Here is a 25,751-nt window from a genome sequence, read left to right on the forward strand (position 1 = left end):
GTGCGGGGGTGGGGTCTGCAGTAGCAGAGGGATCAGCGGTAGGCTCGGCAGTCGCAGAAGGCTCTGCAGTTGCACTGGGCTCAGCGGTAGGCTCAGCCGTCGCAGAAGGCTCAGCGGTAGGCTCGGCAGTTGCAGTAGGCTCTGCGGTCGGTGCCGGGCTCGGAGCCGGGTCGCTCAGCGTAATATTCTGCGACACAGATGCACGACGGTCGTAGGTGTTGCCGTCCGCATCCGTACCGCCCAGGGAACCGGAAAGCACCTGAATACGGTGGCTGGTACCCTCCACGGTCCAGCCCTTGTTCTTCAGCTGTTCAGCGGTCAGACCGGTGTTTTCGGGGGTCGGCAGGGACACCTCAACCTCGAAGGTGCCGTCCTCCTTGGCGGTTCCCATGAAGTTTGCGGGCGAGTTGCCACCCTTCTTGGTGATCGGGTTAATCGCCTGGTGCGCTTCATCCGGCAGGGCGTCGAGGAACTTCACTGCGAACACTGCGCCGCGACCGGGTGCGGTGCTGGTAAAGCCGGTGCCGCGTAGCACGAGCTTACCTTCGCGCCACTTCTCGGTGGAAATCGTCACGGTAGCCTTATCAGCCTGCTGGGTGGCGGCGGGGGTGTCCGCGTAAGCAATGGTGGTGCCGGTCAGCGCTGCTCCGGGGGTGATGAGCGCGCCGGCGAGAGCCACGACGGCACCGTAGCGGGCTGCGGTGCGCACGGGTCGAGTTTCGGTCATTGTGGTCCTTGAGGATGGTGTGGTGGGTCGTGCATCCCCTTCCCGCCGCGGTTTTTAGGTCGCGGCGGGAAGGGTGGCGGAAGCTTCAGCGGGTGATTGCTTCACAGGGTATTTAGAACGGGGTGTTCAGAACAGGGCGTTTAGAGCGGAAGCGCCTTCTTGACGTCTTCGATAATGCCCTCGAGCAGCAGCGGGCCGCCGGTGGAGGTCCACTTGGAGCCGTCCACGAGAATCACGTGGTCGTCCTTGACTGCCTTCAGGTTGGTGAAGCCGGAGGTTTCCTTCGCCTTGTTCAGTGCTTCTTCGGCGCCCTGCAGACCTGCGGAGCCCTGCGCGTTCGGGTTCTGCTGGCTTGCGCCGCCGAGGGTGCCCAGGAACATGTAGTCCGCGTCGATGGTTGCCAGGTTCTCGAGGGAGACGGGCTCGGAGTGGCCCTGACCGTTTCGGTCCTGCGACTCGGGGCGCTTAAGGCCCAGGTCGTTGAGTACCTGGCCGGCGGGCAGTTCCTTGAGGATCAGGGCGGGGCCGTTGCCTGCCCAACGGACGATGGAGAAGGTCTTGTCGCCGTACTTGGGGGCGAGCTGATCCTTCAGCGCTGCGGCGTTTGACTCGTATGCCTTGATGACTTCTTCGCCCTTGTCGACCATGTTCATAGCGTTGGCGACGTTGCGGAAGTTGATGCGCCAGTCGCCGCCCGCGTAGCCGCAGTAGACGACGGGAGCGATCTTCTTGAGGGTTTCGAAGGCCTCAGAGCGCTTGTCTACGCCGGTGGAGTCGACCAGAATCAGGTCGGGATCAAGGTTGCCAATCTGCTCGTAGTTGACCTGGGCGACGGTGCCGATAATCTGCACGCCCTTGGCGCGGTCGGCAAGGTAGTTGGGCACGCCGGACTGGCCGCGACCGGAGACGGAACCGACGGGGGTCACGCCGAGGGCGAGCAGGCCGTCGAGGGTGGGCTCAGAGAGGACGATAACCTTCTGCGGGTTGGCGGGAACTTCTACGTTCTCCTCGTCAATGTCCTTGATGGTGCGGGTACCGCTGTTGCCGCCGGAGGTGGAACCGCCGGAAGTGGTGGTCGTGGTGGTCTCGCTGCTGCATGCCGCGAGGGCGAGAGCAGCCGAGGAGGCGAGCGCCAGGCCGAAGAATGCGCGGCGGTTAACGCCCGATGCGCCGTGGTTTTCGGCGTCGGTCAGCTCGGTTCGGTTGAAAGACATAGTTCCCCCTAGATTTGACTAAACTATACCTAACCTTACAGATATCTGAGTGTTACATCAAGATGTGTTCTGTTTGCCTTCTCTGACCGCCAGGATACCCGGTTTTGCCGCGGAATTGCGCGGGGTAACATATATCACGCTTTGTCATAGTCTTGCTGACACTATGTCATTTAAACAGGCCCTCTCCCCTGCTGTTACCTTGCTATAAATCTGCGGCGGTTGAGAACGCCTGGTACGCAAAACGCCCCGCCGCGAAGAGCCGCGACGGGGCGCAGACTTCACAACGGGGCGTTGAGGTTTTATAGATGCGGGCAGTGACTGGGCACTGTTACCGGCGGGGCACCGCTAGCAGCCGCAACCGCAACCGGCGCTGGAACGCTTGACCGATGCGGCCGCCGCACGCAGGGAGGCGATTGCTGCCTCCGGGCCGCCGAGCGCCTCATCCACACCGTAGACCGAGCTACCGGCAACGAAGCAGGTTGCGCCCGCCTCCGCGGCACGCAGGATGGTCTCTTCGGTGATGCCGCCGTCCACCTGCACGGTCACCGGCAGGTTCGCACCCTCAATCGCCTTGGCGGCGCGGGCGATCTTCGGCAGGGTCACGTCCAGGAACGCCTGGCCGCCGAAGCCGGGTTCCACGGTCATGATTAGCAGCATGTCCAGTTCGCTGAGCATGTCCAGGTAGGGTTCCACGGCGGTTGCCGGGCGCAGCGCCATGCCAGCCTTCGCGCCCTCAGCACGCAGGGTGCGCGCCAGCTTGATGGGGGCGATAGCCGCCTCCGCGTGGAAGGTCACCGATTCGCAGCCCATGCTGGCGTATTCGGGTGCCCAACGGTCGGCGTCCTCAATCATCAGGTGCACGTCGAACGGCATCGGGGAGATTTCGCGCAGACGCTTGACCACCGGCGGGCCCCAGGTGAGGTTGGGGACGAAGTGGTTGTCCATCACGTCAATATGCGCGGCGTCTGCGGTGGAAATGCGCTCCAGCTCGCGCTGCAGGTTCGCGAAATCCGCCGAGAGAATCGACGGGTTAATGGCAATACCCATGGGGGTTCCTTTCAAATCCGTGCCGTATGGCCAGTGATGCTAGGCGGTGAAGCGGCTAGTTCTTACGCAGCAGGGCGAGGAACATGGCGTCGGTTCCGTGCACGTGCGGCCACAGCTGCGCGGTAGTCGGGTGCTCCGAAGCCTTCACGACCGGCGCACCCTTCTTGACCTTGATCTCGGGGGTGTGACCGGGGTCCTTCTCCCCCGCCAGCACGCTCACGGGCTCGCCGTTCGCGCCTTCGGTGTGCAGGGCGACTTCGCGCAGTGCGGCGGCGGAATCAAGCAGGCTGACCGCGCCGCTTTCGAGCACCTCGGCAACAATGTTCTGGGTTTCTGCCGCGTGCGGGGAGCAGGTCACGTAGGCAATCACGCCGCCGGGGCGGGTCGCCTCAATGGCTGCGTCCAGGAGCTGACGCTGCAGGGGCAGCAGCTCGGCAATATCGCGCGGGGACTTGCGCCAACGCGCCTCGGGGCGGCGGCGCAGGGCACCCAGACCGGAGCAGGGAACATCCACCATGACGCGGTCGAAAAGCTGACCGGGCTCAATGGAACCGGGCAGGTCGGAGGCGTTCTTGCGCAGGGTCTCGCGGATTTGGCGGCCGTCGCCGGTGAGTACCGTGTAGCTGTCCTCGGGCAGGGGGCGCATGGAGGATTCCACGAGCTGCGCGCGGTGCGGTGCCGCCTCGTTGGCGACCAGGGATGCGCCGCGCTGAATACCGAGCGCGCCGAGGAGCGCCGCCTTACCGCCGGGGCCTGCGCACAGGTCGAGCCATGCGGTGTCGGTGCCGTCCAGGGGTGCGGCGGCGAGCGCGCGTGCCACCAGCTGGGAGCCAGCATCCTGGGCACGTACGGTGCCTTCACGCACGGATTCCAGGCGCGCCAAGTCGCCGGAGGCGTACAGCGCCGAACCTTCAACCAGCTCGCCGTCGACGGCGCCCTGTTCGCGTGCCTCCTCGAGGCTACCCAGGCCGGGCAGCGCAACCAGGTTCACCACGGGGGCGAGGTTGTCCGCTTCGAGCAGCTGCTCAATTTCGGAGGCGGGGCGGCCGTGCGCGACGAGTGCCTGGCGCATGGAACGCACAATCCAGCCGGGGTGCGAGGCGAGCAGCGCCATGCGCTCGGTGTCGTCCTTCGCGTCCTCAATGATGAGTTCGTACCACTCTTCGGGGGTGCGCTCGGAGACGCGGCGCAGCACCGCGTTGATGAAGCTTGCCGGGCCCGCACCGATCTTTTCGCGTGCCAGGGACACGCTCTGGTTCAGCGCAGCGTGGGCGGGAACGCGCATGTTCAGCAGCTGGTGCACGCCCATACGCAGCACGATCAGGGTGGTGGTGCCGACCTTCTCAATGGGGCGGTCTACACAGCGGCTGAGGATTGCGTCGTAGGTGCCCTGGTGGCGTAGCGTGCCGTAGGTCAGCTCGGTGGCGAAGCCTGCGTCGCGGTGGTCGAGGCGGTGGCTACGAATCGCCTTGGGTAGCACGAGGTTCGCGTAGGCGTCAGATTCGGCAACGGAGCGCAATACGTCGAAGACGGTTGCGCGTGCGGTGTCTGCGGTACGCGAGCGTGCGGAGGGTGCCGCCGCGGAGAATTCGCGGGCGGACATGGAGCGGCGGTTGCGTTCGTGGCCGCTCTTATTGCGCTGGGAGGTGCCGCCGCCACCGCGTTTGGTGTCGTCGTGCTCGGTCTTGGCGCGGCGTGCGGCGCGTTCGACGCTGGTCAGGCCGTCGAAGCGGCGGCCGGTGCGGGACTCTGCGCGGTTCTCATGACGATTTTCGCCGCGCGGTTCGAAGCGCTTCTTGTCGCCGCGAGAGTTGTCATCCCACTTCTGCGGGCGGCCCTGGGAGCGCTGATTCTGGGAGCGCTGGTTCTGCTGGCGGTTCTGCTCGTTCACGCCAGCACCCGAGCCGGTACCCGAGCCGGAGCGGCGGCGACGCTTACGCTTCGCACCGCCCTCACCCTGACCGTTACCCTGGCTGAACTTGCCGTTGCCGGGCTTGCCATTGCCAGCGTGACCGGGCTTGCCGTGTCCTCCCTTGTAGGGGCGCTTTTCGTTGCTCATGCGAGTACCACCAGGCCTTCCGCCATGTCCTTGCCAGCGCCGCGAGCCCACGCGGGCGCATCCATCATTTTCTTACCGGCAGGCTGAACCTGCAGCAGCATCAGCGGTTCGGTACCGGTGCCGACCAGTACCTTCTTCGCGTGCAGGCGCACCGCACCGGGTGCGAGGGGGCCACCGTTTGCCTCGGTCAGGGACTGCACCAGGCGCTCGTCGGCAACCGCCAGGCCGCCGATTTTGAAGCGGTTTTCGCCCAGTTCGCACCAGGCGCCGGGTTCGGGGGTCACGCCGCGGAAGCGCGCCAGGATCTGTTCGGCGGGCTCGGTCCAGGTGAGGCGGCCGTCGGCGATGCTCATCTTGGAGGCGTAGCTGACCGACTCGTCCTCGACCTGCGCGGTGCCGCTCTCGCCGGCTTCGAGACGTTCAAAGGTGCGCTCGAGCAGCGCACCACCGCTGGTGGCGAGGCGCATCAGCACGCTGCCTGCGGTGTCGTCGGCGGCCACGGGGGTGGATTCCTGTTCGAAGGTGGGGCCGGTATCCAGGCCTTCTTCAAGAAGGAAGGTGGTGGAGAAAATTTCCTGCTCACCGGCGATGAGGGCGCGCTGTACGGGGGCGGCGCCGCGCCATGCGGGCAGCTTGGAGAAGTGCAGGTTGACCCAGCCGTAGCGCAGGGATTCCAGCGCGGACAGCGGCAGCAAGGCACCGTAGGCGACCACGGCGGCTGCGTCAGCGTTCAGTTCGGCGATGGCCGCGGCGGCTTCGTCATTCCAGCGGTTTGCCTTCACGATGGGCAGGCCGAGCTCTTCGGCACGCTGCGCGACCGGGGAGGGGGTGAGCACGCGCTTGCGGCCCACGGGGGCGTCTTCGCGGGTGAGCACGCCGACCACGCGCACCTTATCGGAGTTCGCGAGGTAGTCGAGCGGAGGCACGGCGACGTCGGGGGTGCCTGCGTAAATAATGTTGAGCATGTGGACCTACTTTCCGAAGCTACCGAAGGAAGAACCAGCAGAACCTGCACCGAACGCGCCACCGGCACCGAAGGCACCGCCCACGCGGGTTGCACGCTCGGTCACGGTCTTCGCGGCGACAGTGTTGTAGTCTGCGGCGCGCAGGGCACGCATGACGCGCTGGCGATCTTCTCCCACGAGGCGGTCGATGAAGAGCTTGCCGTGCAGGTGGTCGGTTTCGTGCTGCAGCATGCGCGCGAACAGGCCCTCACCCTCCAGTACGAGGGGTTCACCGTGGCGATCCACGCCGGTCACGCGCGCCCAGTTCTTGCGCGGGGTCGCGGACTTCTGACCGGGCACGGACAGGCAGCCTTCGCCGCCTTCCTGGTCTTCTTCGCCGACCTCAAGCACGGGGTTGATGATGTAGCCTTCGCGGTCGTCAATGCCGCCGAAGGTGAAAATCTGCTTGGAGATGCCAACCTGCGGGCCGGCAAGGCCCACGCCGCCCACGTCGTACATGGTTTCTAGCATGTCGTCGATGAGTCGTGCCAGGTCGTCGTCGAAGACGGTGATGGGGTCGCAGACGCTGCGGAGCACCGGGTCGCCCACGGTGCGGATGCTCAGGATGGTCATGGTTCTCCTCTGCCGGCAGGTGCCGGGAATGTGCTTACGGATTTCAATGTGGTGGCAGAACTGCGCTGGGAGGCTCTCCCAGTAGCGGGTTCTTGCCAGCGGGCGCGCGGGCGCCGTTCTGTCTTGTGTTCTATTGTCGCCGATTCGGTAGCGCGAATCTAGAACGAATCGAGGCGTTGGGGTGAGGGCTGAGCCTCACCTCACCAGCTATTGGGGCCTCTCCCCTATGCTGCCTACTCCCCTACGCCGCGGGCGGGGTACTGGCCTATGCCGCGGGGAGAGGCTCTCCCCTATGCCGTCGGCGGGGGCACTACGGGCATAAGCGCAGGGTCTTCAAATTCTTGAACCTGGCGGTCGAATTCCCAGACGCGGCGCAGCGCGCAGAACTTGTACCAGTTGCGTTCGAGCACGGCGGGGTTCGCCTGCTGCGGCAGTACCTGCGTTTCTCCGAGTGCCACGCCCATGAGGACGGGTGCGTCGCCGTATTTCCAGGGTTCCCATGTGCCTTCGTCGGGATCGACGAGGGATTCTTCGGCTTTGAGTCCGGCGACGAGCTGCATGACGACTTTTTCGTCGAGTGCTTTGACGCGGCCGCGTTTGTCGGTGCCTTTAGTTTTGTAGTCGATGATGCAGGTTCGGCCCGCGATTTCTGCGACGAGGTCGAGGGTGCCCGCATAGCCTACGGTGTCGTTCCAGATAGTGACTTCGGCGGCGAGGGGGCGGGGCTTGAAGGCTTCCCACCATTCGTCGAAGCGGTCGGCGTAGGCCTGTTCGCCGTTGATGATGAGCTGTTCGCGGCTTTCCTCGAGGTTGTGTTCGCGGCCCATGGCGCGCAGGGCGACGGCTTCGGCGTAGTTGTGGACGCGGTCGCCTCGGGCGGCGGCTGCGTCGCGGTATCGTTCGGAGGCGCTGGCTGCGTCGCGGATGATGGCGAATTTGAGGCCGTGGGATCCGGTGGCGCGGTAGGCGCGCTGGTCTTCGAGGGCGGCTTTGGCTGCCATGTACCCGTGCCAGCCGCTGAGGTCGCTGGCGTGCTGCCCGATGACGGTGGTGATGGAGGGGACGAGGAGTTCTCCTCCGCGTTTGCGGGAGTACATGCGTCCGTAGTCGGTGGCTGCGGCGAGTTCGGGTGTTGTCACGGGGTACCTCATTCTCGGGTGGTTGTGTCCGCTGCGGTGGACTGTTGCCGGTGGGTTTGACCCGGTGGGCATAATAAAACCCCCGTTCCTTGAAACGGGGGTTCTTTGGTGCGTGATACTGGGTTCGAACCAGTGACCTCTTCGGTGTGAACGAAGCGCGCTACCACTGCGCCAATCACGCTTACGGATAAGACTATACCGAGGCTTGGCGTGAAGGTCAAATTCTGCGCTCTCTTTTTTTACTGCCGCCGAGAAGCCACTTGTGTTTCGAAAAGCAACCAAAGTGGTGGCTTCTCGAAGCGCTTGTGGCTTTTCGAGGAGATTCTTGCGAACCATAGAATCTGGACTCAGTTTTCACCGGATAAACAAAAAAGCCTGGCTTCCGAAGAAACCAGGCTTTTTCCTAGTGGTGACCCCAACCGGATTTGAACCGGTGTTGCCGCCGTGAGAGGGCGGAGTACTAGGCCGCTATACGATGGGGCCGCAACCTCCGTAAGGAGGTTAGCTGGGATACCAGGACTCGAACCTAGAACAAAGGAACCAGAAACCTTCGTGTTGCCAATTACACCATATCCCATTACTCTATTGAGTTACCGTTCCGTTTTTTACCTTTCGGCTTTTCACCGGAACGAGTAATAACTATACGGGTCTTTCTGGAGGCGTGCAAGCCGAAATCTGGAGAGCCGCCTCACATTCACGGTTTCATGCCCGCTACTTCCGCGGAATTTCGGGGTTTTTGGGGTCGAAAAGTTTTTTAAATTTCTTCAAAAAGAGGGTTTTGGGGCCGGTTTTCACCCTTCAAAGCAGCTTTGAGAGGGCTCAGAGAGCAGTTTCAGTCTCTCCCCCGCAAGCTTTGCACCCCAAAATTTTTTGAAGATTTTTCTTCCCGCCCTGCTTCCCCAGCAGCAAGCTCGCCAAAGCAGTCACTCCGGAAAAAGATCGCAAGACTCCCACCCGGCACCCTCACCCCCGAAGGCTAATAACTTCTGGAGACATAAAACTTCTGGAGACAACGAAAAAGCCCCGAGGCGAACCTCGGGGCTTCAGTGGAGCGGTTGACGAGACTTGAACTCGCGACATCCACCTTGGCAAGGTGGTGCTCTACCAACTGAGCTACAACCGCATGTTTCGCTTTGAACTTTTCAGTTCGTCGCAACAACAGGTAATACTATACGAGTCTTTGCCGGGGTGCGCAAACCAAATTCTTGCCACACTCCCCTAAATAACCCCAGATAGAACCCATTAAAAGATACTGACTAGTAGTTTTATAGGAAATACCCATCACAAAAAAATATTTTAAAATGAACGAAAAATCCCCTTATCCGCCGGGTTTCTTCAGACCTTTTGGTCGTCTGATTCCCGCTGGATAAGGGGATTCTCTAGAGCTTAGTCGCTGCTACCGCCGGAGTCGCCTCCGCCAGAATCGCCGCCACCGGAGTAGTCGGAGCTGCTGTAGCTGCTGTAGTCCGAGCTACTGGAGCTTCCGGCGTCGAAGTCGCCTGCGTCCGGGTCGGGGCCCGGGTCCACGAAGTCGTCTTCTTCCTCTTCTTCGTCCGAAGAGTCAGAAGAGTCCGAAGAATCAACAACAGACGACGAGGTGCTCACGTCGCCGCCGCGAGCCGCGTTCTGCATGGCGCGTGCCTCCAGGAACGCGGTCACGTAGGCGAGCGCCGCGCCGGCAATAATGATGACGACCATCCATACGGAGCGGTCAAAGCCAGCAATGTAGGCAAACACCCAGATAATGCAGGCGTTGGTGAGCGCCATGAGGGTGCCCTTGAGCAGCGCCTTGCCGATGATGGATTGGTTATTCGGCCGACTCATGGTTAGCCCAGTTCAGCGGCAAGCTTGCGCAGGCGTGCGAGGGAGGATTCCTTGCCCAGGATCTCCATGGATTCGAACAGCGGCGGGGAGATGCGCTCACCAGACACTGCGATGCGCACGGGGCCGAATGCGAGGCGCGGCTTGATTTCCAGGCCGTCGACGATTGCGGCGCGCAGGGCTGCTTCGATGTTGGCTGCGGTGAAGTCCTCGAGGGGTTCGAGGGCTTCGATTGCTGCGGCGAGGACCTGCGGTGCGGATTCCTTGAGCTGCTTGCGTGCGTCGTCAGCCACGGTGATCTCGTCGTCGCTCTTGAAGAGGAATGCGAGCAGGCCGGGTGCTTCGCCGAGCAGCTGCATACGCTCCTGAACGAGGGGTGCAGCCTCGGTGAGGACCTGCTCTTCACGCTCGGTGAGGGTTTCGCCGAGTACGCCTGCAGCCTGCAGGTACGGAATCAGGCGGTCGCGGAAGTCCTTGGGGTCGAGCGCACGGATGTGGTCGCCGTTGATGGACTCTGCCTTCTTCACGTCGAAGCGTGCGGGGTTGGCGACAACGTCGTGTACGTCGAAGTGCTCGACGAGCTCGTCGATGCTGAAGACGTCCTGGTCTGCGGAGAGGGACCAGCCCAGCAGGGACAGGTAGTTCAGCAGGCCTTCCTTGATGAAGCCGGAGTCACGCAGCAGGAAGAGGTTCGACTCGGGGTCGCGCTTGGAGAGCTTCTTGTTGCCCTGGCCCATGACGTAGGGCAGGTGGCCAAATTCGGGGATGAAGGTGGTCACGCCGGTGTCGATGAGTGCGCGGTAGAGCGCAATCTGGCGCGGGGTGGAGGAGAGCAGGTCTTCGCCGCGCAGCACGTGGGTGATGCCCATGAGTGCGTCGTCGACGGGGTTCACGAAGGTGTACAGCGGGTCGCCGTTGGAGCGCACAACCACGTAGTCGGGTACGGTGCCTGCCTTGAAGGTGATTTCACCGCGAACCAGGTCGTTGAAGGTGATGTCCTCGTCGGGCATGCGCAGACGCCACACGGGCTTGCGGCCCTCGGCGCGGTAGGCTTCCTTCTGCTCCTCGGTGAGGTTGCGGTCGTAGTTGTCGTAGCCGAGCTGCGGGTCCTGGCCGGCTGCCTTGCGGCGCTCCTTCACCTCGTCGGGAGTGGAGAAGTCTTCGTACACGTAGCCGCCTTCAACGAGCTTCTGGAAAATCTCGTTGTAGATGCCTGCGGTCTTACGCTCGGACTGGCGGTAGGGTTCGTGGGGGCCGCCGACGCCGACGCCTTCGTCCCAGTTGATGCCGAGCCAGTGCAGGGATTCGAGCACCTGGTTGAACGACTCTTCGGAGTCGCGTGCTGCGTCGGTGTCTTCGATGCGGAAGATCAGCTTGCCGCCGGTGTGGCGTGCGTAGGCCCAGTTGAAGAGGGCGGTGCGGACCATGCCCACGTGCGGGGTGCCGGTGGGCGAGGGGCAGAAGCGGACGCGGGTGTCTGCGGGGCTGTTGAGTACGGGACCGTGGTATTCGGTCATGATGTCTCCTTGACGGTGTGTTTCAGGATGTACGTTACGTTTTTGGGTGCGGGCTGTTTAGTCGCGCACGCGGGTGACGAGGGAGCCGATACCTTCGACTTCGACCTCTACTTCGTTGCCGTCGCGCAGTACGCTGATGCCGGCGGGGGTGCCGGTGAGCAGTACGTCGCCGGGCAGCAGGGTGAAGATTTCGGAGGCTGCGGCAACCTGTTCGGCTACGGAGTAGTGCATTTCGGAGGTATTGCCTTCCTGCACGACGTCGCCGTCAACCCAGGTGGTGATGTTCAGCGAGTCGGTGTCCAGGTCGGTTTCGATCCAGGGGCCGAGCGGGGTGGAGCCGTCGAAGCCCTTGGCGCGGGTCCACTGGCGGTCTTCGAGCAGGTCGCGGGCGGTGAGGTCGTTGGCTACGGTGTAGCCGAAGATGACTTCATGCACGCGCTCAAGAGGCACGGACTTGGCGATACGACCGATAACGACGGCGAGTTCACCTTCTGCACTGACGGCTTCGGAGTACTCGGGCAGAGTCACGGGGTCGCCGGGGCCGATGACGGTGGTGTTGGGCTTGAGGAAGAACTGCGGGGAGGCGGGCGCCTCGGTTCCTGCCCAGTTTGCGATCGCTCCAATCACCTTGGAGCGGGGGATGATCGGGGCGAGTAGGCGCACCTGGTCGATGGGGTAGGTGGTGCCGGTCGGTTCGACGCCCGAGTAGAAGGGGTCGCCGGCGAGTACGCGCAGGGTTTCTTCGCCTGCGTCGCCTTCTACCAGCCCGAAGTGGAGCTCATTATTTACGGTAAATCGTGCAATACGCATACTTTCTAGGGTACCAGCCTTCGAGGGCTGGGGCGGCGGGCGGAATTGGCGAGGAGGGTTTTAGCGGGCACAGCGAATCCCCGCGGGTTACTCGCCGCGCGACGTGCGGGTCGGGCGGGGCATCCTGCGGGGATTTCGCGGATTACGTTAGATTCACGTTTTAGATGAGGCGGGTCATCCAGCCGTGGCGGTCCTCAACGGTGCCGAGCTGAATACCGACGAGCTCTTCGCGCAGGCTCTTGGAGATTTCGCCGAAGTGCTCGGTGGGTGCCGGAATCTCGAAGTCTTCTGCCTTGAGCTTGCCGATGGGTGCGACCACTGCTGCGGTGCCGCAGGCGAAGATTTCGGTGATGTCGCCGTTTGCTACGCCTTCACGCCACTCGTTGAGGGTGATAGCGCGCTCTTCGACGGTCATGCCGCGGTCCTTAGCCAGCTGAATCAGCGAGGAGCGGGTCACGCCCTCCAGGATGGTGCCGGTCAGTTCGGGGGTAACAATCTTGTTTTCCTTGCCGAAGATGAAGAACACGTTCATGCCGCCGAGCTCTTCGATGGCGTCGCCGCGGTGCGGGTCCTTGAAGATGACCTGCTTGCAGCCGTGCTTCTCACCCTCGGTCTGGGCGATCATGGATGCTGCGTAGTTACCGCCGCACTTTGCTGCACCGGTGCCGCCTTCGCCTGCGCGGGCGTAGGTGGTGGAGAGCCAGATGTCCACGGGTTCGGGGGTGCCGAAGTAGTTACCGGCGGGCGAGCCAATCACGTGGTACTGCACGTGGCGTGCGGGGCGAACGCCCAGGAACGCCTCGGTCGCAATCATGAAGGGGCGGAAGTAGAAGGCCTCACCGTCGCCGGTGGGAACCCACTGCTCGTCCATCTTCACGAGTTCGCGCAGGGATTCGATGAAGGTCTCTTCGGGCAGCACGGGCAGGGAGAGGCGGCGTGCGGAGTTCGCGAAGCGTGCCGCGTTCTTTTCGGGGCGGAAGGTCCACACGGAGCCGTCAGCGTGACGGTAACCCTTGATGCCTTCGAAGATTTCCTGACCGTAGTGGAAGACGGATGCTGCGGGGTCGAGGACGAGCGGGCCGTAGGGGCGAACTCGTGCGTCGTACCAGGTGCCACCGGTCTTGTAGTCGCCTTCCCAGTCGATGGTGACCATGTGGTCGGTGAAGTAGTCACCGAAGCCGGGGTTTGCAAGGATTTCGGCGCGGCGTTCGGCGGAGGCGGGTGACTGGTTTGCTTCGTGGCTGAATTCGATGGCCATCGTTCTGCGTTCCTCTTTGTCTAGTTGCTTGTGCAGGCGTTCTTTGATTCGCGGTTCTCGCGTCGGGGCGTAGAACCGGTGTGTGTGCCGCCGGGCGCGTTGTCGTGCGGGGCAGATGGTGCATCTAGCGGTCTGTGCTAGTCGGATGCATCGCAGTGAGTGGTGGAGGGTGTCCACCGCCGAGGTGCCGGGCGGGTGTGCCTGACCTGTTTAGAGTACCGGAAAGATGCGTTTGCCGCATGCGCACCTTTTCTCTCATTCAGGATGTGAACAGGTGAAGCCCGGAAGGTGTGTTCCTTCCGGGCTTCACGGGTGTTTTGCGTTCAGCGGCTACGGCTGGCGGGTTTTAGCCGAGCCAGTTTTAGCCTGGTGAATATTAGCCAAGGCGTGCGAGCACGTCCGCGCCGACCTGATCGGTTCCGCGCACGCTCGCGCCGTTTTCGCGCATATCTGCTTCGACGGCGTCCTCAATGCGGGCTGCGGCTGCAGCGTGGCCGAGGTGGCGCAGCAGCATGGCACCAGCGAGGATTGCGGCGGTGGGGTTTGCCTTGTTCTGGCGGGCGATGTCCGGTGCGGAGCCGTGTACGGGCTCGAACATGGAGGGGAATTCGCCGACGGCATTGATGTTGCCGCTTGCCGCGTAGCCGATACCGCCGGTGACCGCACCTGCGAGGTCGGTGATGATGTCGCCGAAGAGGTTGTCGGTGACGATCACGTCGAAGCGGGCGGGGTCGGTGACCATGAAGATAGTGGTCGCGTCAATGTGCAGGTAGTCGGTCTCGACCTCGGGGAATTCCTTCGCAATTTCGCTGAAGTAGCGGTTGTAGAGGCGGCCAGCGTGGGTGAGCACGTTGGTCTTGTGCACGAGGGTGACCTTCTTGCGGCGGGTGGAAGCCAGCTCGAAAGCGTAGCGGACCAGGCGCTCCACACCGTGTGCGGTGTTGAGGGAGACTTCGGTGGCGATTTCGTGGGGGGTGCCGCCGCGGATGACGCCGCCGTTGCCAATGTAGGGGCCTTCGGTGCCTTCACGCACGACCACAAAGTCGATGTTGCCGGGGTTGGCGAGCGGGGAGACTGCGCCGGGGTACAGGCGGGAGGGGCGCAGGTTGATGTAGTGGTCGAAGGCGAAGCGCAGCTTCAGGAGCATTTCGCGTTCGATGAGGCCGGAGGGAATCTTGCCGCTGCGCGGGTCTGCACCGATGGCGCCGAAGAGGATCGCGTCATGCTGCTTGAGGGCGTCCATGGTGGAGTCGGGCAGGGTTTCACCGGTTTCCAGCCAGTGCTCGGCGCCGAGCTTGTAGTGGGTGGGGGTTACGGTGATGTTTTCGAGCTCGCAGGCGCGGGTGAGGATGCGCTGGGCTTCGGTAATGATTTCGGGGCCGATGCCGTCGCCGGGGATGACGGCAAGGTCGATGCTACGTGCTTCAGTCATGCCTCTACCGTAATACGCGCCGCGGGTGGGCGGTAGAGTGTGCGGGCGGGTTCTCAGACTCTGGGCTAGGGAGGGGTGGGATAGATGGATACTACCGGTTAAAACAATATTCCCCGGCTGAATCATCAGCCGGGGAATATCGTTATGAGTTCTCACTCAGAGTTAGAGCCCTAAAGGTCTATGCAATTACGCGGTGCGCTTGCAGAGGGAGACCTTGACGTAGCCGTTGCCACGAACGCCACGTTCGGTCGGAGCGTTACCTGCGGACTCGATGGAGCCACCGGAAACACCGGGAGCAACGTAGGAGCCACCAGCGCCACCGCCGCCACCGAACTGTGCGAAGCCAACGTTCTGGCGCAGACCGTTGGGGTTGTTGTTCCACTTCTGGGTCAGAACGATTGCGGAGGAGGAGGTAGAAGCACCGGAGCCACCGCCACCGTAGCCTGCGCCACCACCTGCGGAGATGACGGACTCGTAGCCGTTGAAGTTGAAGCCGATGGATTCGTACTCGAGAGCGTAGCCCTTACCGTTCTTGGTGCCCTCTTCCTTCTTGGTGCGATCGTTGTTGTCGATCAGGTAGGAGTAGGAGCCAACGCCGTCGCCACCGTTACCCTTGAAGCCGTCGCCACCCTGGTTACCGGACTTGGAGGAAGCGTAGATTTCCTGGTTGTTAGCGGAGGAGTAGCCCAGAACGCCGTTGGGGGACTTGCCGGAGGGCAGGTCGGTCTTGGAACCACCGTTACCACCGATACCTGCGGAGCCACCCTCACCTGCGTTAACAGTGGTGGTGACGGAGGTGTCAGCAGCGTAGGTCAGTGCACCCTGCTTACCTGCGGAACCTTCTGCACCATCAGCGGAACCACCGGTGGAACCGATAACGGGGTACACGTTGCGCTTTGCGCCGGAGGGCCACAGGCGACCTGCGTCAACTGCGCCAGCCGCAGCGTACTGCTCGTTGTTGTTAGCGCCACCGGAGTTCACGAAGCCAGCGCCACCGCCGCCACCTGCAACTGCAACGGGGGTACCGTTGATAACCAGAGCGGAGGAGCCACCACCGGATGCGGAGTAGATGATGCGCTTCAGGCTGGAGTCCTTCGGCCAAATAGCGTTGACGCGCTGCATGACGCTTGCGGGGATGGGGGTGGGCAGGTTGGAGGAACCGCCGTTACCGTAGCCCTCGCCACCCTCTGCGGGGGACAGGGGGCCCTTACCGATACCACCGGCTGCGCCGATGAGCTGAACGGTCTGGCCGGGCTTGACCTCGATGATACCGGTGATCTTAGCACCGGAGCCTGCTGCGATATCGTCGTAGTTGGTACCACCAGCGCCACCGACAACCTCGAACTTAATCTTGTCGACCAGCGGGGGAACGACGAAGGACTGGGTGCCCTTAGCACCCGAAGCGTTACCTTCAGCGGTGTAAGCTGCGGTGGACTCCCACTCACATTCGGTGGAGGAAGCAAAAGCGGGAACTGCAGCAGATGCTGCGACAACCGGAGCAGCCCATGCTGCGCCAGCGACAACCTTGCGGCGAGAAATGTTAGTAGACATGTATGTCCTTCGAGAGTGATGTCATTTTGAGGAATAAAAGTTATCACCCGCCGTCGTGCACGGCGAAGAACGTCACCTGATGAGATTCGAGTGAGTGAAGTAGGCTTGCGCCTAACCTCTGGTGATAACGACATAATGCTGTAACCGGTCCCCTGCATAGGGACTTTCGCGTTTCAGAGCGCTTGGTGTTCACTCTGCGAGGCCTTGCCTCCTGGACGCAGAATTTCGGTACAGCCAAAACTATACCCATCAAAGACCTGTACCGCAATGGTTCCAAAAATGGTTTGATGAGGGGGTTTCCCTTAAACTCTCCGCCTTGGTTGAAGGTTTTTCAACCAAAATAGGTTACTTAAGGGAGTTTCAAGTCTCTTAAACTCGAATTCGAACCCCATACAACCCCAAACTCTCAAGTTTTAGTTGAGGGAATATTTTTCGAAAAAGTAACCAAGGTCACTAAAAATAGGTGTTTTCGGCGTGTCATACTCACTCAAGCACACAACCCCACACGCAAACCCACAAAATATCCCTGCATGTGAGAGCAGAAAAAGGGTTCCCGGTCCCTCCCAAACGCCCCGATACACTGGAAGCATGCCCCTCAAGCGCACCCAACCCCAGAAGAACCCACAGAACAGCACTAAGACAGCTGAATCAGGCTACGCCGTAACGCATACCCGCGGTATCTCAGAAAGCAGCGACCTGCCCGCCGACGCCATCACCGCCTCCAGCCACGTACAAACCTTCCTCAGAGACAAACGCGGCTGGATGAACGTCCTCGTCGTCGCACACATGCAGTTCTTCTGCTGCATGCTCTCCGTTGCCTTCGTCAACAGCTACGGCTGGATTCCGCTCGTCTCCGCGCTCTGCAGCACCACCGCGCTCTACTTCCGCTACCGCTTCCCCTACGGCAGCATCTACGTGGTCATCGCCGCGCTCTGCCTCACCCTCGTGGAGCCTTTCCCCGACTCACTCGCCATCACCTGCTACCCGCCGGTCAGCCTCGCCGCCTACCATATCGGTCGGCACTGGCGCCGCCGCGCCCGCTTCCGCGGTCTCATTCTCGGCTGGGTCGGTGCACTCGCCGTCACCGTGCAGGCCTCGCTCTCGCTCCTCTACCACTGGGACGACCTGCCCGCCCGCATCTTCATCTCCCTGATGCTCGGCGTGCTCTGCGGCTCCATCTTCACCGTCTTCTGGTTCCTCGGCGACTCCCGCCGCATGCGCGAACTGCGCAGCGAAGAGTTCAAAGAACGCGCCCGCCGCCTCGAATACGAGCAGGAGCAGGAACGTCGCCTCGCCGCGCAGGACGAACGCACCCGCATCGCCCGCGAAATGCACGATATTGTGGCGCACTCGCTGTCCAGCATTATTTCTCAGGCGGACGGGGCACGCTACGCCGCCGCGAGCGCCCGCACCGCACGGGCACAGCAGGCGGGTCAGGCTCAGCAGCAGACTGAACAGGCGCAGAACACGCCGGATATTGCTGAGCAGACCCTCGAACTCATCGCAGACACGGCACGCGACTCACTCACTCAGATGCGCTCCCTGCTCGGGCTACTCCGCACCGACGAGGCGACCGCCTACGCACCCGTGCCCACCCTCAACGACGTGCCCGCCCTCGTGGAGCAGAGCCGCCGCGCCGGGCTGCCCGTCACCTTCACCGGAATCACCGGCACCATGGCGCGCACCCTACCGCAGGGCGCAGAACTTGCGGCGTACCGCACCGTGCAGGAGGCGCTCACCAACGCGCTCAAGCACTCCCCCGGCGCGGCAACCACCGTCACTATTCACTGGGGTGAGGAGGGCCTGCAACTGCGGGTGCAGAACGAACCGGTTTCCCCTGCCGCAACTCGACGCACAGCTAACCCGGTACCCGGCAGCGGCAACGGTCTGCGCGGCATGAGCGAACGCATCGCCCTCTACCACGGCACCCTCACCTACGGTCTGCAGCCCGACGGCGGCTGGCTCGTTGAGGCGGCGCTGCCCTACCGCGACCTCTAATACCTCTATATCGAATACCTCTGCACCCTGCGACTTAGGATTGAAACTATGTACTCTTCCGCACCACAGACCACCCAGCCGATCCGCGTGATGCTCGTCGACGACCAGCGCCTAGTGCGCGGCGGCTTGAGCATGCTCGTGAACTCCCAGCCGGACCTGCAGGTCGTCATGGAGGCTGACGACGGGCTGGCGGCTATTGACGTTTTTGACCGCATGGTGTCTGAGGGGCAGGCGCCGCAGGTCATCCTCATGGATGTGCGCATGCCGCACTGCGACGGTCTGGAGGCGGCGCGCCGCATCCTGGAGCGTGACGGCCAGCGTGAGGTGACTGAGTCCGAGCGGGTGCGCATTATTATGCTCACGACCTTCGATATTGACGAGTACGTGTATTCGGCGGTGCGTGCGGGCGCGAGCGGGTTCTTGTTGAAGGACACTCCGCCGGAGCAACTGTTGGAGGCGATTCGTACGGTGCATCGCGGCGATGCGGTGATTGCGCCCTCGGCTACTCGCCGCCTGCTGGAGCATATGATTCCGGTGCTGGACTCCCCCGCCGCTACTCCCGGTGTTCCTGCCGCGCCTGTTCCTGAATCTGCTCCTGTTGCTCCCCCGGCTGTAGCATCTGAGCTTCCTAAAGCAACCTTCATTCCGGCGGAGCCTGCGCAGGATTATCCGCATCGTGAGTTGATTGAGCAGTTGTCGCCTCGCGAGTTTGAGGTGCTGGGCCTGATTGCGCGCGGCTTGTCGAATGCGGAGATTACGCGGGAGTTGGTGCTTTCGGAGGCGACGGTGAAGACTCATGTGTCGCATGTGTTGGCGAAGTTGGGTGCGCGTGATCGTGTGCAGGCGGTGATTATGGCGTATGAGGCGGGTATCGCCCACTAGCACTTTTCTATAAAAGGACACGGTAAAGCCCCGGCGGGCGCCTCCATTTCGAGGCACCCTCCGGGGCTCTTTAGTTAAGTGGTTTCTTGTATCTCATCAATGATTCGTTCAAAGTCGCTCATGAGCTCAGGTAGTTTATTCCGCGCGACATCCCATAGGACAGCAAAATCAACACTCACATAGCTATGAGAAATAACGTTACGAATAGCAATGAGGTACTGCCACTCAGCCCGTTCATACCGTTCATAATCTTCTGGGTACTTTGTGCGAATCCTATTGAGGGTTTCGCCAATGACCTGAAAGCGCATGCAGAGCGCATCTTGGACTACCGCGTTTGAGTCGTCTATCAGGTCTTCGTACCGTTTCGGGGTAAAAGTGTAGATACGCTGAGCCGATTCAAGAATCAGAGAGAAGTCGTCAAGTGAGCTTTTCATAGCGGCAGCTCCACCATGTCCGGTTCTGCCTCCGCGTAGATGCGGGGGCGTAGCTGGGTAACCATATCAACGCTACGGCGGGTCAGCTGTTCAATGCGGTGCTGAGCGTCCACCATCTGCATGAACTCGTCAAAAGGAGCTACACCCGGCATCTGCACCAGAAAATCCAGGTCGCTGGTTTCGGTCAGCTCACCGCGGGCGGCGCTGCCGAAGAGTCGGGCACGGCGCACACCAGCGTCACGGAGGATCTGAAGAACCTCCGCTTCATGGGGTAGCGTGTACCCGCGACGCAGATTGGTGTGGCTAGTGCTCATACACCCATCATACGCGCAAAGCCAGATGACAGGTCAGCCACTTAGAACCTAGCTCTATGAATCCACCCTGTGCACGGCAAAGCCCCGGCGGGCGCCTCCTTTTCGAGGCACCCTCCGGGGCTTTCTCACGCCGAGTATCCGGGTTCGCCGGGTACTGTGACTATGCCAGATACAGCGGGTTAGCCGCGCATACCCTCAACCGGGGACATGCGAGCCGAACGAGCCGCCGGCAGAGCCGAAGCGAGCATCGCAGCGAGCACACCCACAATGAGGATGACCACGTACCAGACGTACGGCAGGTCAAGCACGAGCGGGGCGCTGGCGCTCGTGGACGCCATCACAATCTTCGCGGAGACCGTGCCGATGACCGTACCGGCAATCATGCCGAGCACCACTGCGGCGAGCGTAATCAGAATCGCCTCAATGGAAATCATGCGGCGCAGCTGCTTGCGGGACAGGCCCAGCGAGCGGAGCATCGCGTTCTCGCGGCGGCGTTCGTTGACCGACAGGGTCATCGTGTTCGCCACACCAATGATGGAGATGACCACCGCAAGCATGAGCATCACCAGGGTGAAGGTCAGCATGACGGTCAGCAGCTGGTCAAAGGTCTGACGTTCCTGCAGGCCACCGTTGAAGGAGTTGTCCGGGCTGATTCGGTTCAGCTCAGTCTGCAGAGTTGAGCTTTCACTGCTGGTCAGCGGGGAGGCGGCACGCACCAGAATGACGGTACCGTTACCGGTTGCCTGGCTGGTGACAGTCAGGCGAGCTGCCTTTGCCTGAGCTTCCTGGTCGCCGCTGGCGATTGCCTCCTGCATACGCTTCTCGGCTTCTTCAGCGGCGGGGTTGGGAACTTCCTGCGGGTTCTTGGCGTCCTGCAGCTTGGCGGCGGTGGTCGGGTTGACGATCATCAGGTGCTGCTTGGTTACGGACTTGATGGGCTTGAGTTCCACTTCGCCGAGCGGGCCGTGTGCCTTCAGGCGGCTGGACTCGTTCAGACCGGCGGACTTCCAGAGTCCCTGCGGCACGAGCACGGTGTCGTCAGCAATATTCGAGTTTTCGTCCGGCAGGATTGCCTTCATGTCGGAGGAGCTCAACGCCACCAGGTTAGCGTTCTGGTTGACGCTCTGGCCCTCGTACTCGGTGGTGTAGTCAACCACGCCACCAGCGTAACCGACGGCGGATGCCTGAACGTTCTTAATACCCTTGACCTTGGAGGCGATTTCCTCCGCCTTGGTCACGGTGGAGGCTGCATCGTTGTGCCCAAACGGGTGGTAAGTCGTCTGCGCAGAAATCGGGTACTGCTGATCCAGAGCCTTGACGAACGAGGCGCTCAGAACCGTGTAGCCGGTCAGCACAGTCGACACGACCAGGGTGCCGACGAGCACGGCGCGGCCGGTGGAGACGGTGCGCTTGGGCGAACGCAGTGCGTTGGCGAGCGCAAGCTTGCCGGTCTGGGTGCGGGTGACCGCGCCGAGGGCACGTACCAGCGGGGGCAGCACCAGCGGGGTGATGAGGAAGACCGCGATACCGAGCAGCAGTGCGGCGAGCATGCCGAGGAAGATTGCGGAGTTACCGTCACGTTCGGTGCTGGTTGCCTTATCGAGTGCAGTCACGACGGCGGCAACGCCACCGATGGCGAAGAGGGCACCGAAGATCGGGCCGATCTTGCCGGGCTTGCTGACTTCGCGGTTGGTGTGCTCGCTCATCGCACTAATGGGCGAGATGCGCAGGGCGCTTCGTGCCGGGGAGAGCGACGCCAGAACCGTGACGAGGGTGCAGAGGAGCACGCTCACCAGAATCGGGGTAATCGAGTACGAAATCATGATGGTGGTCAGGTTCGCACCAACTAGCGCGCCAACCGGGTAGGTCAGCAGCGCACCAATGAGGGAGAACACCACGCCCACGGTAACCGATTCGATGAGCAGCATTCGTACGAGGGAGCCGCCGCGGGCACCGAGGGTGCGCAGCAGGGCGAGCTCGCGGATGCGCTGGCCGACCAGCACCGCGAAGGTGTTGGAGATGACGAACGAGGAGACCAGCAGAGCCAGCGCTGCGAAGGCGCCAAGGACCACGCTAATGGAGGTGAAGACCGTGGAGATGCTCTTCTGGTAGTCCTCCAGCAGCTTCTGACCGGTCATAACGCGCGGGTCGTTCTTGCTGTCGCCGCTGCTCAGGGAGTCCTGCAGGCTCTTGAGTTTGGCGTCGGTTACGCCGTCCTTGAACTTGAGGTAAATGAGGTTCGCGCCAGCCATGCCCCGGTAGCCTGCCGCGGAGCTCTTGTTTTCTGTCTCGGCTGCTTTCAGGGTGGCTTCGCCGAGGCTGGTACCGCCAATAAAGACAGCCTGGTTGGTGGTGGAACCTTCAAAACCGGGGTCGAACAGGCCGACGACGGTGTATTCGGCGGTCTTAGTGGTGCCGGGGGCGCTGACGGATTCCACAACGTCGGTGCTGGTGACCTTGCCGTTCAGCGAGAGGTTATGCTTCTTCGCGAAGTAGGTGGAGACCATGATTTCGTGGTCGCTACTGGGGATTTTGCCCTGCACCTTGTACGGGAAGAGGCTTGAGTCGGCGGGCAGCTGGTTGTACTGCACGGGGGTTTTCTGGTCGCCGGTACCGATCGAACCCGTGACGGCGTACTGCACCCAGTATCCGGAGAGCAGGTCACTCTGCTCTACCTTCTGAATCTGGTCACGAGTCAGGTAGATAGAGGTGCTGTCTTTACCGTCGTAGGTGGTAGCGGCGGAGGCGACGACCGCCTCGGCGCGGGAGAGCACGTCACCAACGGAGGAGTTGACGGTCGCCTGCAGCGAGTTGGTGAGCATCATAATGGCTGCGATGAAGAATGAGGAAATCGCGATGCCTATGCCCGTGAGGACGTATTTTCCTTTGGAGGCGCGCAGATTGGAGCGCGCCACCGTGTTCAGTGTGGTTGCCACGGCTTATCGACCTTCCAGCTGTGCCATTGCGCCGAGCACGGCGTCGTAGGTGGGTTCGATCATTTCGCCGGCGACCATGCCGTCCTTGATGAAGACCACGCGGTCTGCGTAGGAGGCGGCGTTTGCGTCGTGGGTGACCATGAGGATGGTCTGTGCGTGGTCGGTTGCGGCGGCACGTAGCAGGCGCAGCACCTCGGCGCCGGAGTTGGAGTCGAGGTTACCGGTCGGTTCGTCGGCGAAGACCACTTCGGGGCGTGCGAGCAGGGCGCGCACGATGGCGACGCGCTGCTGCTGACCGCCGGAGAGCTGTTCGGGGCGGTGGTCGAGGCGGGTTTCCAGGCCGAGGGTCTTAACTAGGTAGTCGCGCCACTGCGGGTCCGGCTTCTTACCGGCAAGGCCCAAGGGCAGGTCAATGTTCTGGCCCGCGGTGAGGGTGGGCACCAGGTTGAACGCCTGGAAGATGAAGCCGATGTGTTCGCGGCGGAATTCGGTGAGGGCGTTGTCCTTCAGACCGAAGAGCTCGGTACCGCCAATACGGATGGAGGTTGCCGGGTTCGGGTCGGGGGTGTCCAGGGTTGCGATGGTCTGCATCAGCGTGGACTTACCCGAGCCGGAGGGGCCCATAATGGCGGTGAACTTGCCCTGCTCAAAGTCGACGGAGACGTTGTTGAGGGCGTGGACGGTAGCTTCACCCATGCCGTAGGTTTTGGAAAGGTTTCGTGCGGAGACGGCAGGCTGTGCCGTCTGGGCGTGAGGAGTTGTCGTAGTCATAGTTCAATTATTTCACGCGATGTGGCGCTGACTACGGTGTTTTTCTCATCCTCAAGGTTGATTTTGGTAGGTGTTCACCGGCTCTTGACCTGCGGACGCAGGGGCTATCGCTAATCCCACGGGCTGAAATGAGCCTGAGGCGGGCTGGTCGGGGCGCGGACCTCATCCTTAAGTATGAGTGGTGTCTCAGCCGGTACATCTATCCCGCACCCATACCCCTATATATGTGCATGCGAAAAGCCCCCGGCTCCTCCCCCATTCGGGGTCAGGAAGCCGAGGGCTTTCATACGCTATTCGCTATGCCAGAAGCAGCCGTTATGCCTTGGGTGCTTCGTAGCGGGGGAACACCGGTGCGGGTGCAGGTAGTTCGGTGCCGGGCACGAGCGCGGTGCCGAGGGCTGCGAACTGGCGGGACTCGCCTTCGGGTACGCCGAGCAGGGTCAGCAGCTTGGCGGTCGAGTCGGGCATGACGGGCTGCAGCAGCAGGGCGACCTGGCGTACGACCTCGAGGGTCACGTACAGCACGGTGTTCATGCGGTCGAGTTCGCCGTTCTTGCGCAGGGTCCAGGGCTCCTGCTCCGCGAAGTAGGCGTTGGTGTCTGCGAGGACGGTCCAGATGCGGTCGAGTGCGCGGTGGAATGCCTGCTCGTCGAAGTCTGCACGGACGGGCTCGTAGAGGGCTGCCGCCTCGTCGAGGATCTTGCGGTCGGCCTCGGTGAATTCGCCGTGGGTGGGCACTGCACCGCCGCAGTTCTTGGCGACCATGGACAGCGAACGCTGGGCAAGGTTGCCGAGGTTGTTTGCCAGGTCGGAGTTGATGCGGTTGATGATGGACTCTTCGGAGTAGGAGCCGTCCTGGCCGAAGGACACCTCGCGCATGAGGAAGAAACGCACGGCGTCCAGGCCGAATGCGTCGACGAGGTTTGCGGGGTCGACGACGTTACCTACGGACTTGGACATCTTTTCGCCGTTGACGAGCAGGAAGCCGTGGCCGAAGACGCGCTTGGGCAGTTCGATTCCGGCGGACCACAGGAATGCGGGCCAGTAGATGGAGTGGAATCGGGTGATGTCCTTACCGATGAGGTGCAGGTCGGCGGGCCAGTACTTGGTGAACAGCTCGTTGTCGGTGTCGGGGTAGCCGAGGCCGGTCAGGTAGTTGGTCAGCGCATCCACCCACACGTACATGACGTGCTTGTCGTTGCCGGGTACGGGCACACCCCAGTCGAAGGTGGTGCGGGAGATGGACAGGTCGTTGAGGCCGCCCTTGACGAAGGAGATCAGTTCGTTACGGCGGGATTCGGGGAAGACGTAGCCCTCGTTGGCGTAGAGTTCGAGGAGCTTGTCGCCGTACTTGGAGAGGCGGAAGAAGTAGGATTCTTCCTCGGTCCATTCGACTTCGGTGCCGGTGGTGATGGCGTAGCGCTGGCCGTCGCGGACTTCAGTTTCGTCTTCTGCGTAGTAGGCTTCGTCGCGGACGGAGTACCAGCCGGCGTACTTGTCGAGGTAGATGTCGCCGTTTTCTTCCATGCGCTTCCAGATTGCCTGGGATGCGACGTAGTGGTCGGGGTCGGTGGTGCGGATGAAGCGGTCGTAGCTGATGTTCAGCGCGTCGTTCATTGCTTTGAAGCGTGCGGAGTTCTCGTCGGCGAGTTCCTTAGCGGTCTTACCGAGCTTCTCGGCGGTGGTCTGCATCTTCTGGCCGTGCTCGTCGGTGCCGGTCATGAAGCGCACGTCGAAGCCGTCGAGGCGCTTGAAGCGGGCTAGCACGTCGGCTGCGATGGTTTCGTAGGCGTGGCCGATGTGCGGGTTGCCATTGGGGTAGGAGATGGCGGTGGTGATGTAGAACGGAGTTGCAGTCATAACTTTCAGTTTACCGCAGTATTAGGCGAGGCTCTCACCGGGGTTACACTCTGATACGCGGTGACTCGTTGTTCGCGGGTGGAGGCTGCCATGTGGCTTGCTTGAGGGGCGGTGCACGTCCTCGCTCCTACAGGGGCACCCGCCCTCGCTTCGCTTCGGGCACCCTGATGTCGCTACGGACGGCACCGACACCTCGGCGCGCACCAGGCTAACCATCAAGCAGCAGGCTAAAAGGGCGACAGCCTCCCCCGCCACAGTTCGCTAGGCACGGGGCGCACACAAAACCACCGCGCACCCCAACGAACCGGCGGGATTCCGTGAACCCCTGAACCACAGATGCGCAGAAGTATAGATATTCCCCACCGCACCATCAGGTAACCAAGCGAGAAAGACGGTATCGCCCG

General features: G+C 62.1%; 19 protein-coding genes, 4 tRNA genes and 1 pseudogene. 2 read left to right on the forward strand and 22 right to left on the reverse strand.

The features are described 5' to 3' along the window. The 17 genes and pseudogenes from AB8C10_RS08200 to AB8C10_RS08280 form a co-directional block, all read right to left on the reverse strand. Positions 1 to 727: pseudogene (locus tag AB8C10_RS08200) on the reverse strand (peptidase); the annotation flags it as partial. Between the two features lie 140 nt (positions 728 to 867). After that, complete coding sequence (locus AB8C10_RS08205; protein ID WP_368867444.1) at positions 868 to 1,941, reverse strand: ABC transporter substrate-binding protein; 1,074 nt, start codon at positions 1,939 to 1,941, stop codon at positions 868 to 870. Positions 1,942 to 2,286: 345 nt separating this feature from the next. Further along, on the reverse strand, positions 2,287 to 2,988 hold the full coding sequence (rpe, locus tag AB8C10_RS08210; protein WP_368867445.1) for a ribulose-phosphate 3-epimerase: 702 nt from the start codon (positions 2,986 to 2,988) through the stop codon (positions 2,287 to 2,289). A gap of 55 nt (positions 2,989 to 3,043) precedes the next feature. Beyond that, on the reverse strand, positions 3,044 to 5,047 hold the full coding sequence (locus tag AB8C10_RS08215) for an RsmB/NOP family class I SAM-dependent RNA methyltransferase (RefSeq protein WP_368867446.1): 2,004 nt from the start codon (positions 5,045 to 5,047) through the stop codon (positions 3,044 to 3,046). After that, a complete protein-coding gene (fmt, locus tag AB8C10_RS08220) occupies positions 5,044 to 6,012 on the reverse strand; it encodes a methionyl-tRNA formyltransferase (protein ID WP_296545784.1) in 969 nt (322 codons plus the stop codon). The genes AB8C10_RS08215 and fmt overlap by 4 nt, the downstream gene beginning before the upstream one ends. A gap of 6 nt (positions 6,013 to 6,018) precedes the next feature. Further along, positions 6,019 to 6,624 carry a peptide deformylase gene (def, locus tag AB8C10_RS08225; RefSeq protein ID WP_070831269.1) on the reverse strand — a complete coding sequence of 202 codons (606 nt, stop codon included), beginning with the start codon at positions 6,622 to 6,624 and terminating at the stop codon, positions 6,019 to 6,021. Between the two features lie 290 nt (positions 6,625 to 6,914). Further along, complete coding sequence (locus AB8C10_RS08230; protein WP_368867447.1) at positions 6,915 to 7,763, reverse strand: cytochrome; 849 nt, start codon at positions 7,761 to 7,763, stop codon at positions 6,915 to 6,917. Positions 7,764 to 7,869: 106 nt separating this feature from the next. Continuing rightward, a tRNA-Val gene (locus tag AB8C10_RS08235) sits at positions 7,870 to 7,944 on the reverse strand. Positions 7,945 to 8,170: 226 nt separating this feature from the next. After that, positions 8,171 to 8,246, reverse strand: a tRNA-Glu gene (locus tag AB8C10_RS08240). 22 nt (positions 8,247 to 8,268) lie between these two features. Further along, positions 8,269 to 8,340, reverse strand: a tRNA-Gln gene (locus AB8C10_RS08245). Between the two features lie 470 nt (positions 8,341 to 8,810). After that, a tRNA-Gly gene (locus AB8C10_RS08250) sits at positions 8,811 to 8,886 on the reverse strand. A gap of 263 nt (positions 8,887 to 9,149) precedes the next feature. Next, positions 9,150 to 9,587: a hypothetical protein gene (locus AB8C10_RS08255; RefSeq protein WP_368867448.1), complete on the reverse strand. Its 438-nt coding sequence runs from the start codon at positions 9,585 to 9,587 to the stop codon at positions 9,150 to 9,152. A gap of 2 nt (positions 9,588 to 9,589) precedes the next feature. Continuing rightward, the gene (gene gltX, locus AB8C10_RS08260) at positions 9,590 to 11,101 is read right to left on the reverse strand and encodes a glutamate--tRNA ligase (RefSeq protein WP_368867449.1); all 1,512 of its coding nucleotides are present in this window, start codon (positions 11,099 to 11,101) and stop codon (positions 9,590 to 9,592) included. Between the two features lie 57 nt (positions 11,102 to 11,158). Beyond that, entirely contained in the window at positions 11,159 to 11,911 is a 753-nt protein-coding gene (locus AB8C10_RS08265) for a fumarylacetoacetate hydrolase family protein (RefSeq protein WP_368867450.1), read from the reverse strand. Positions 11,912 to 12,071: 160 nt separating this feature from the next. Further along, a complete protein-coding gene (locus AB8C10_RS08270) occupies positions 12,072 to 13,169 on the reverse strand; it encodes a branched-chain amino acid aminotransferase (RefSeq protein WP_368867451.1) in 1,098 nt (365 codons plus the stop codon). Between the two features lie 376 nt (positions 13,170 to 13,545). Further along, positions 13,546 to 14,601 (reverse strand): 3-isopropylmalate dehydrogenase, encoded by a 1,056-nt coding sequence (locus AB8C10_RS08275; protein WP_368867452.1) that lies wholly within the window; start codon positions 14,599 to 14,601, stop codon positions 13,546 to 13,548. 186 nt (positions 14,602 to 14,787) lie between these two features. Further along, positions 14,788 to 16,152, reverse strand: coding sequence for a hypothetical protein (locus tag AB8C10_RS08280; protein WP_044150320.1), 1,365 nt, complete (start codon positions 16,150 to 16,152; stop codon positions 14,788 to 14,790). Positions 16,153 to 16,740: 588 nt separating this feature from the next. Here AB8C10_RS08280 and AB8C10_RS08285 point away from each other — a divergent pair. Both AB8C10_RS08285 and AB8C10_RS08290 read left to right on the forward strand, forming a co-directional pair. Next, the gene (locus AB8C10_RS08285; RefSeq protein ID WP_368867453.1) at positions 16,741 to 18,150 is read left to right on the forward strand and encodes a sensor histidine kinase; all 1,410 of its coding nucleotides are present in this window, start codon (positions 16,741 to 16,743) and stop codon (positions 18,148 to 18,150) included. A gap of 48 nt (positions 18,151 to 18,198) precedes the next feature. Further along, the gene (locus AB8C10_RS08290) at positions 18,199 to 19,032 is read left to right on the forward strand and encodes a response regulator (protein WP_368867454.1); all 834 of its coding nucleotides are present in this window, start codon (positions 18,199 to 18,201) and stop codon (positions 19,030 to 19,032) included. 74 nt (positions 19,033 to 19,106) lie between these two features. On the opposite strand, the gene AB8C10_RS08295 is transcribed toward AB8C10_RS08290, so the two are convergent. From AB8C10_RS08295 to metG, 5 genes are all read right to left on the reverse strand, one after another. Next, positions 19,107 to 19,466: a DUF86 domain-containing protein gene (locus tag AB8C10_RS08295; RefSeq protein ID WP_368867455.1), complete on the reverse strand. Its 360-nt coding sequence runs from the start codon at positions 19,464 to 19,466 to the stop codon at positions 19,107 to 19,109. Beyond that, on the reverse strand, positions 19,463 to 19,780 hold the full coding sequence (locus AB8C10_RS08300) for a nucleotidyltransferase family protein (RefSeq protein ID WP_303955682.1): 318 nt from the start codon (positions 19,778 to 19,780) through the stop codon (positions 19,463 to 19,465). Before AB8C10_RS08300 ends, AB8C10_RS08295 begins: the two co-directional genes overlap by 4 nt. 179 nt (positions 19,781 to 19,959) lie before the next feature. Continuing rightward, positions 19,960 to 22,716, reverse strand: a complete 2,757-nt coding sequence (locus tag AB8C10_RS08305; protein ID WP_368867456.1) for an ABC transporter permease — start codon at positions 22,714 to 22,716, stop codon at positions 19,960 to 19,962. Positions 22,717 to 22,719: 3 nt separating this feature from the next. Next, positions 22,720 to 23,487, reverse strand: coding sequence for an ABC transporter ATP-binding protein (locus AB8C10_RS08310; RefSeq protein ID WP_012903286.1), 768 nt, complete (start codon positions 23,485 to 23,487; stop codon positions 22,720 to 22,722). A gap of 315 nt (positions 23,488 to 23,802) precedes the next feature. Then, the gene (gene metG / locus AB8C10_RS08315; RefSeq protein WP_368867457.1) at positions 23,803 to 25,347 is read right to left on the reverse strand and encodes a methionine--tRNA ligase; all 1,545 of its coding nucleotides are present in this window, start codon (positions 25,345 to 25,347) and stop codon (positions 23,803 to 23,805) included. Between the last annotated feature and the right edge of the window lie 404 nt (positions 25,348 to 25,751).

It is taken from the genome of Rothia mucilaginosa, from assembly GCF_964210535.1.
In the GTDB taxonomy this organism is placed as follows: Bacteria; Actinomycetota; Actinomycetes; order Actinomycetales; family Micrococcaceae; genus Rothia; species Rothia mucilaginosa_F.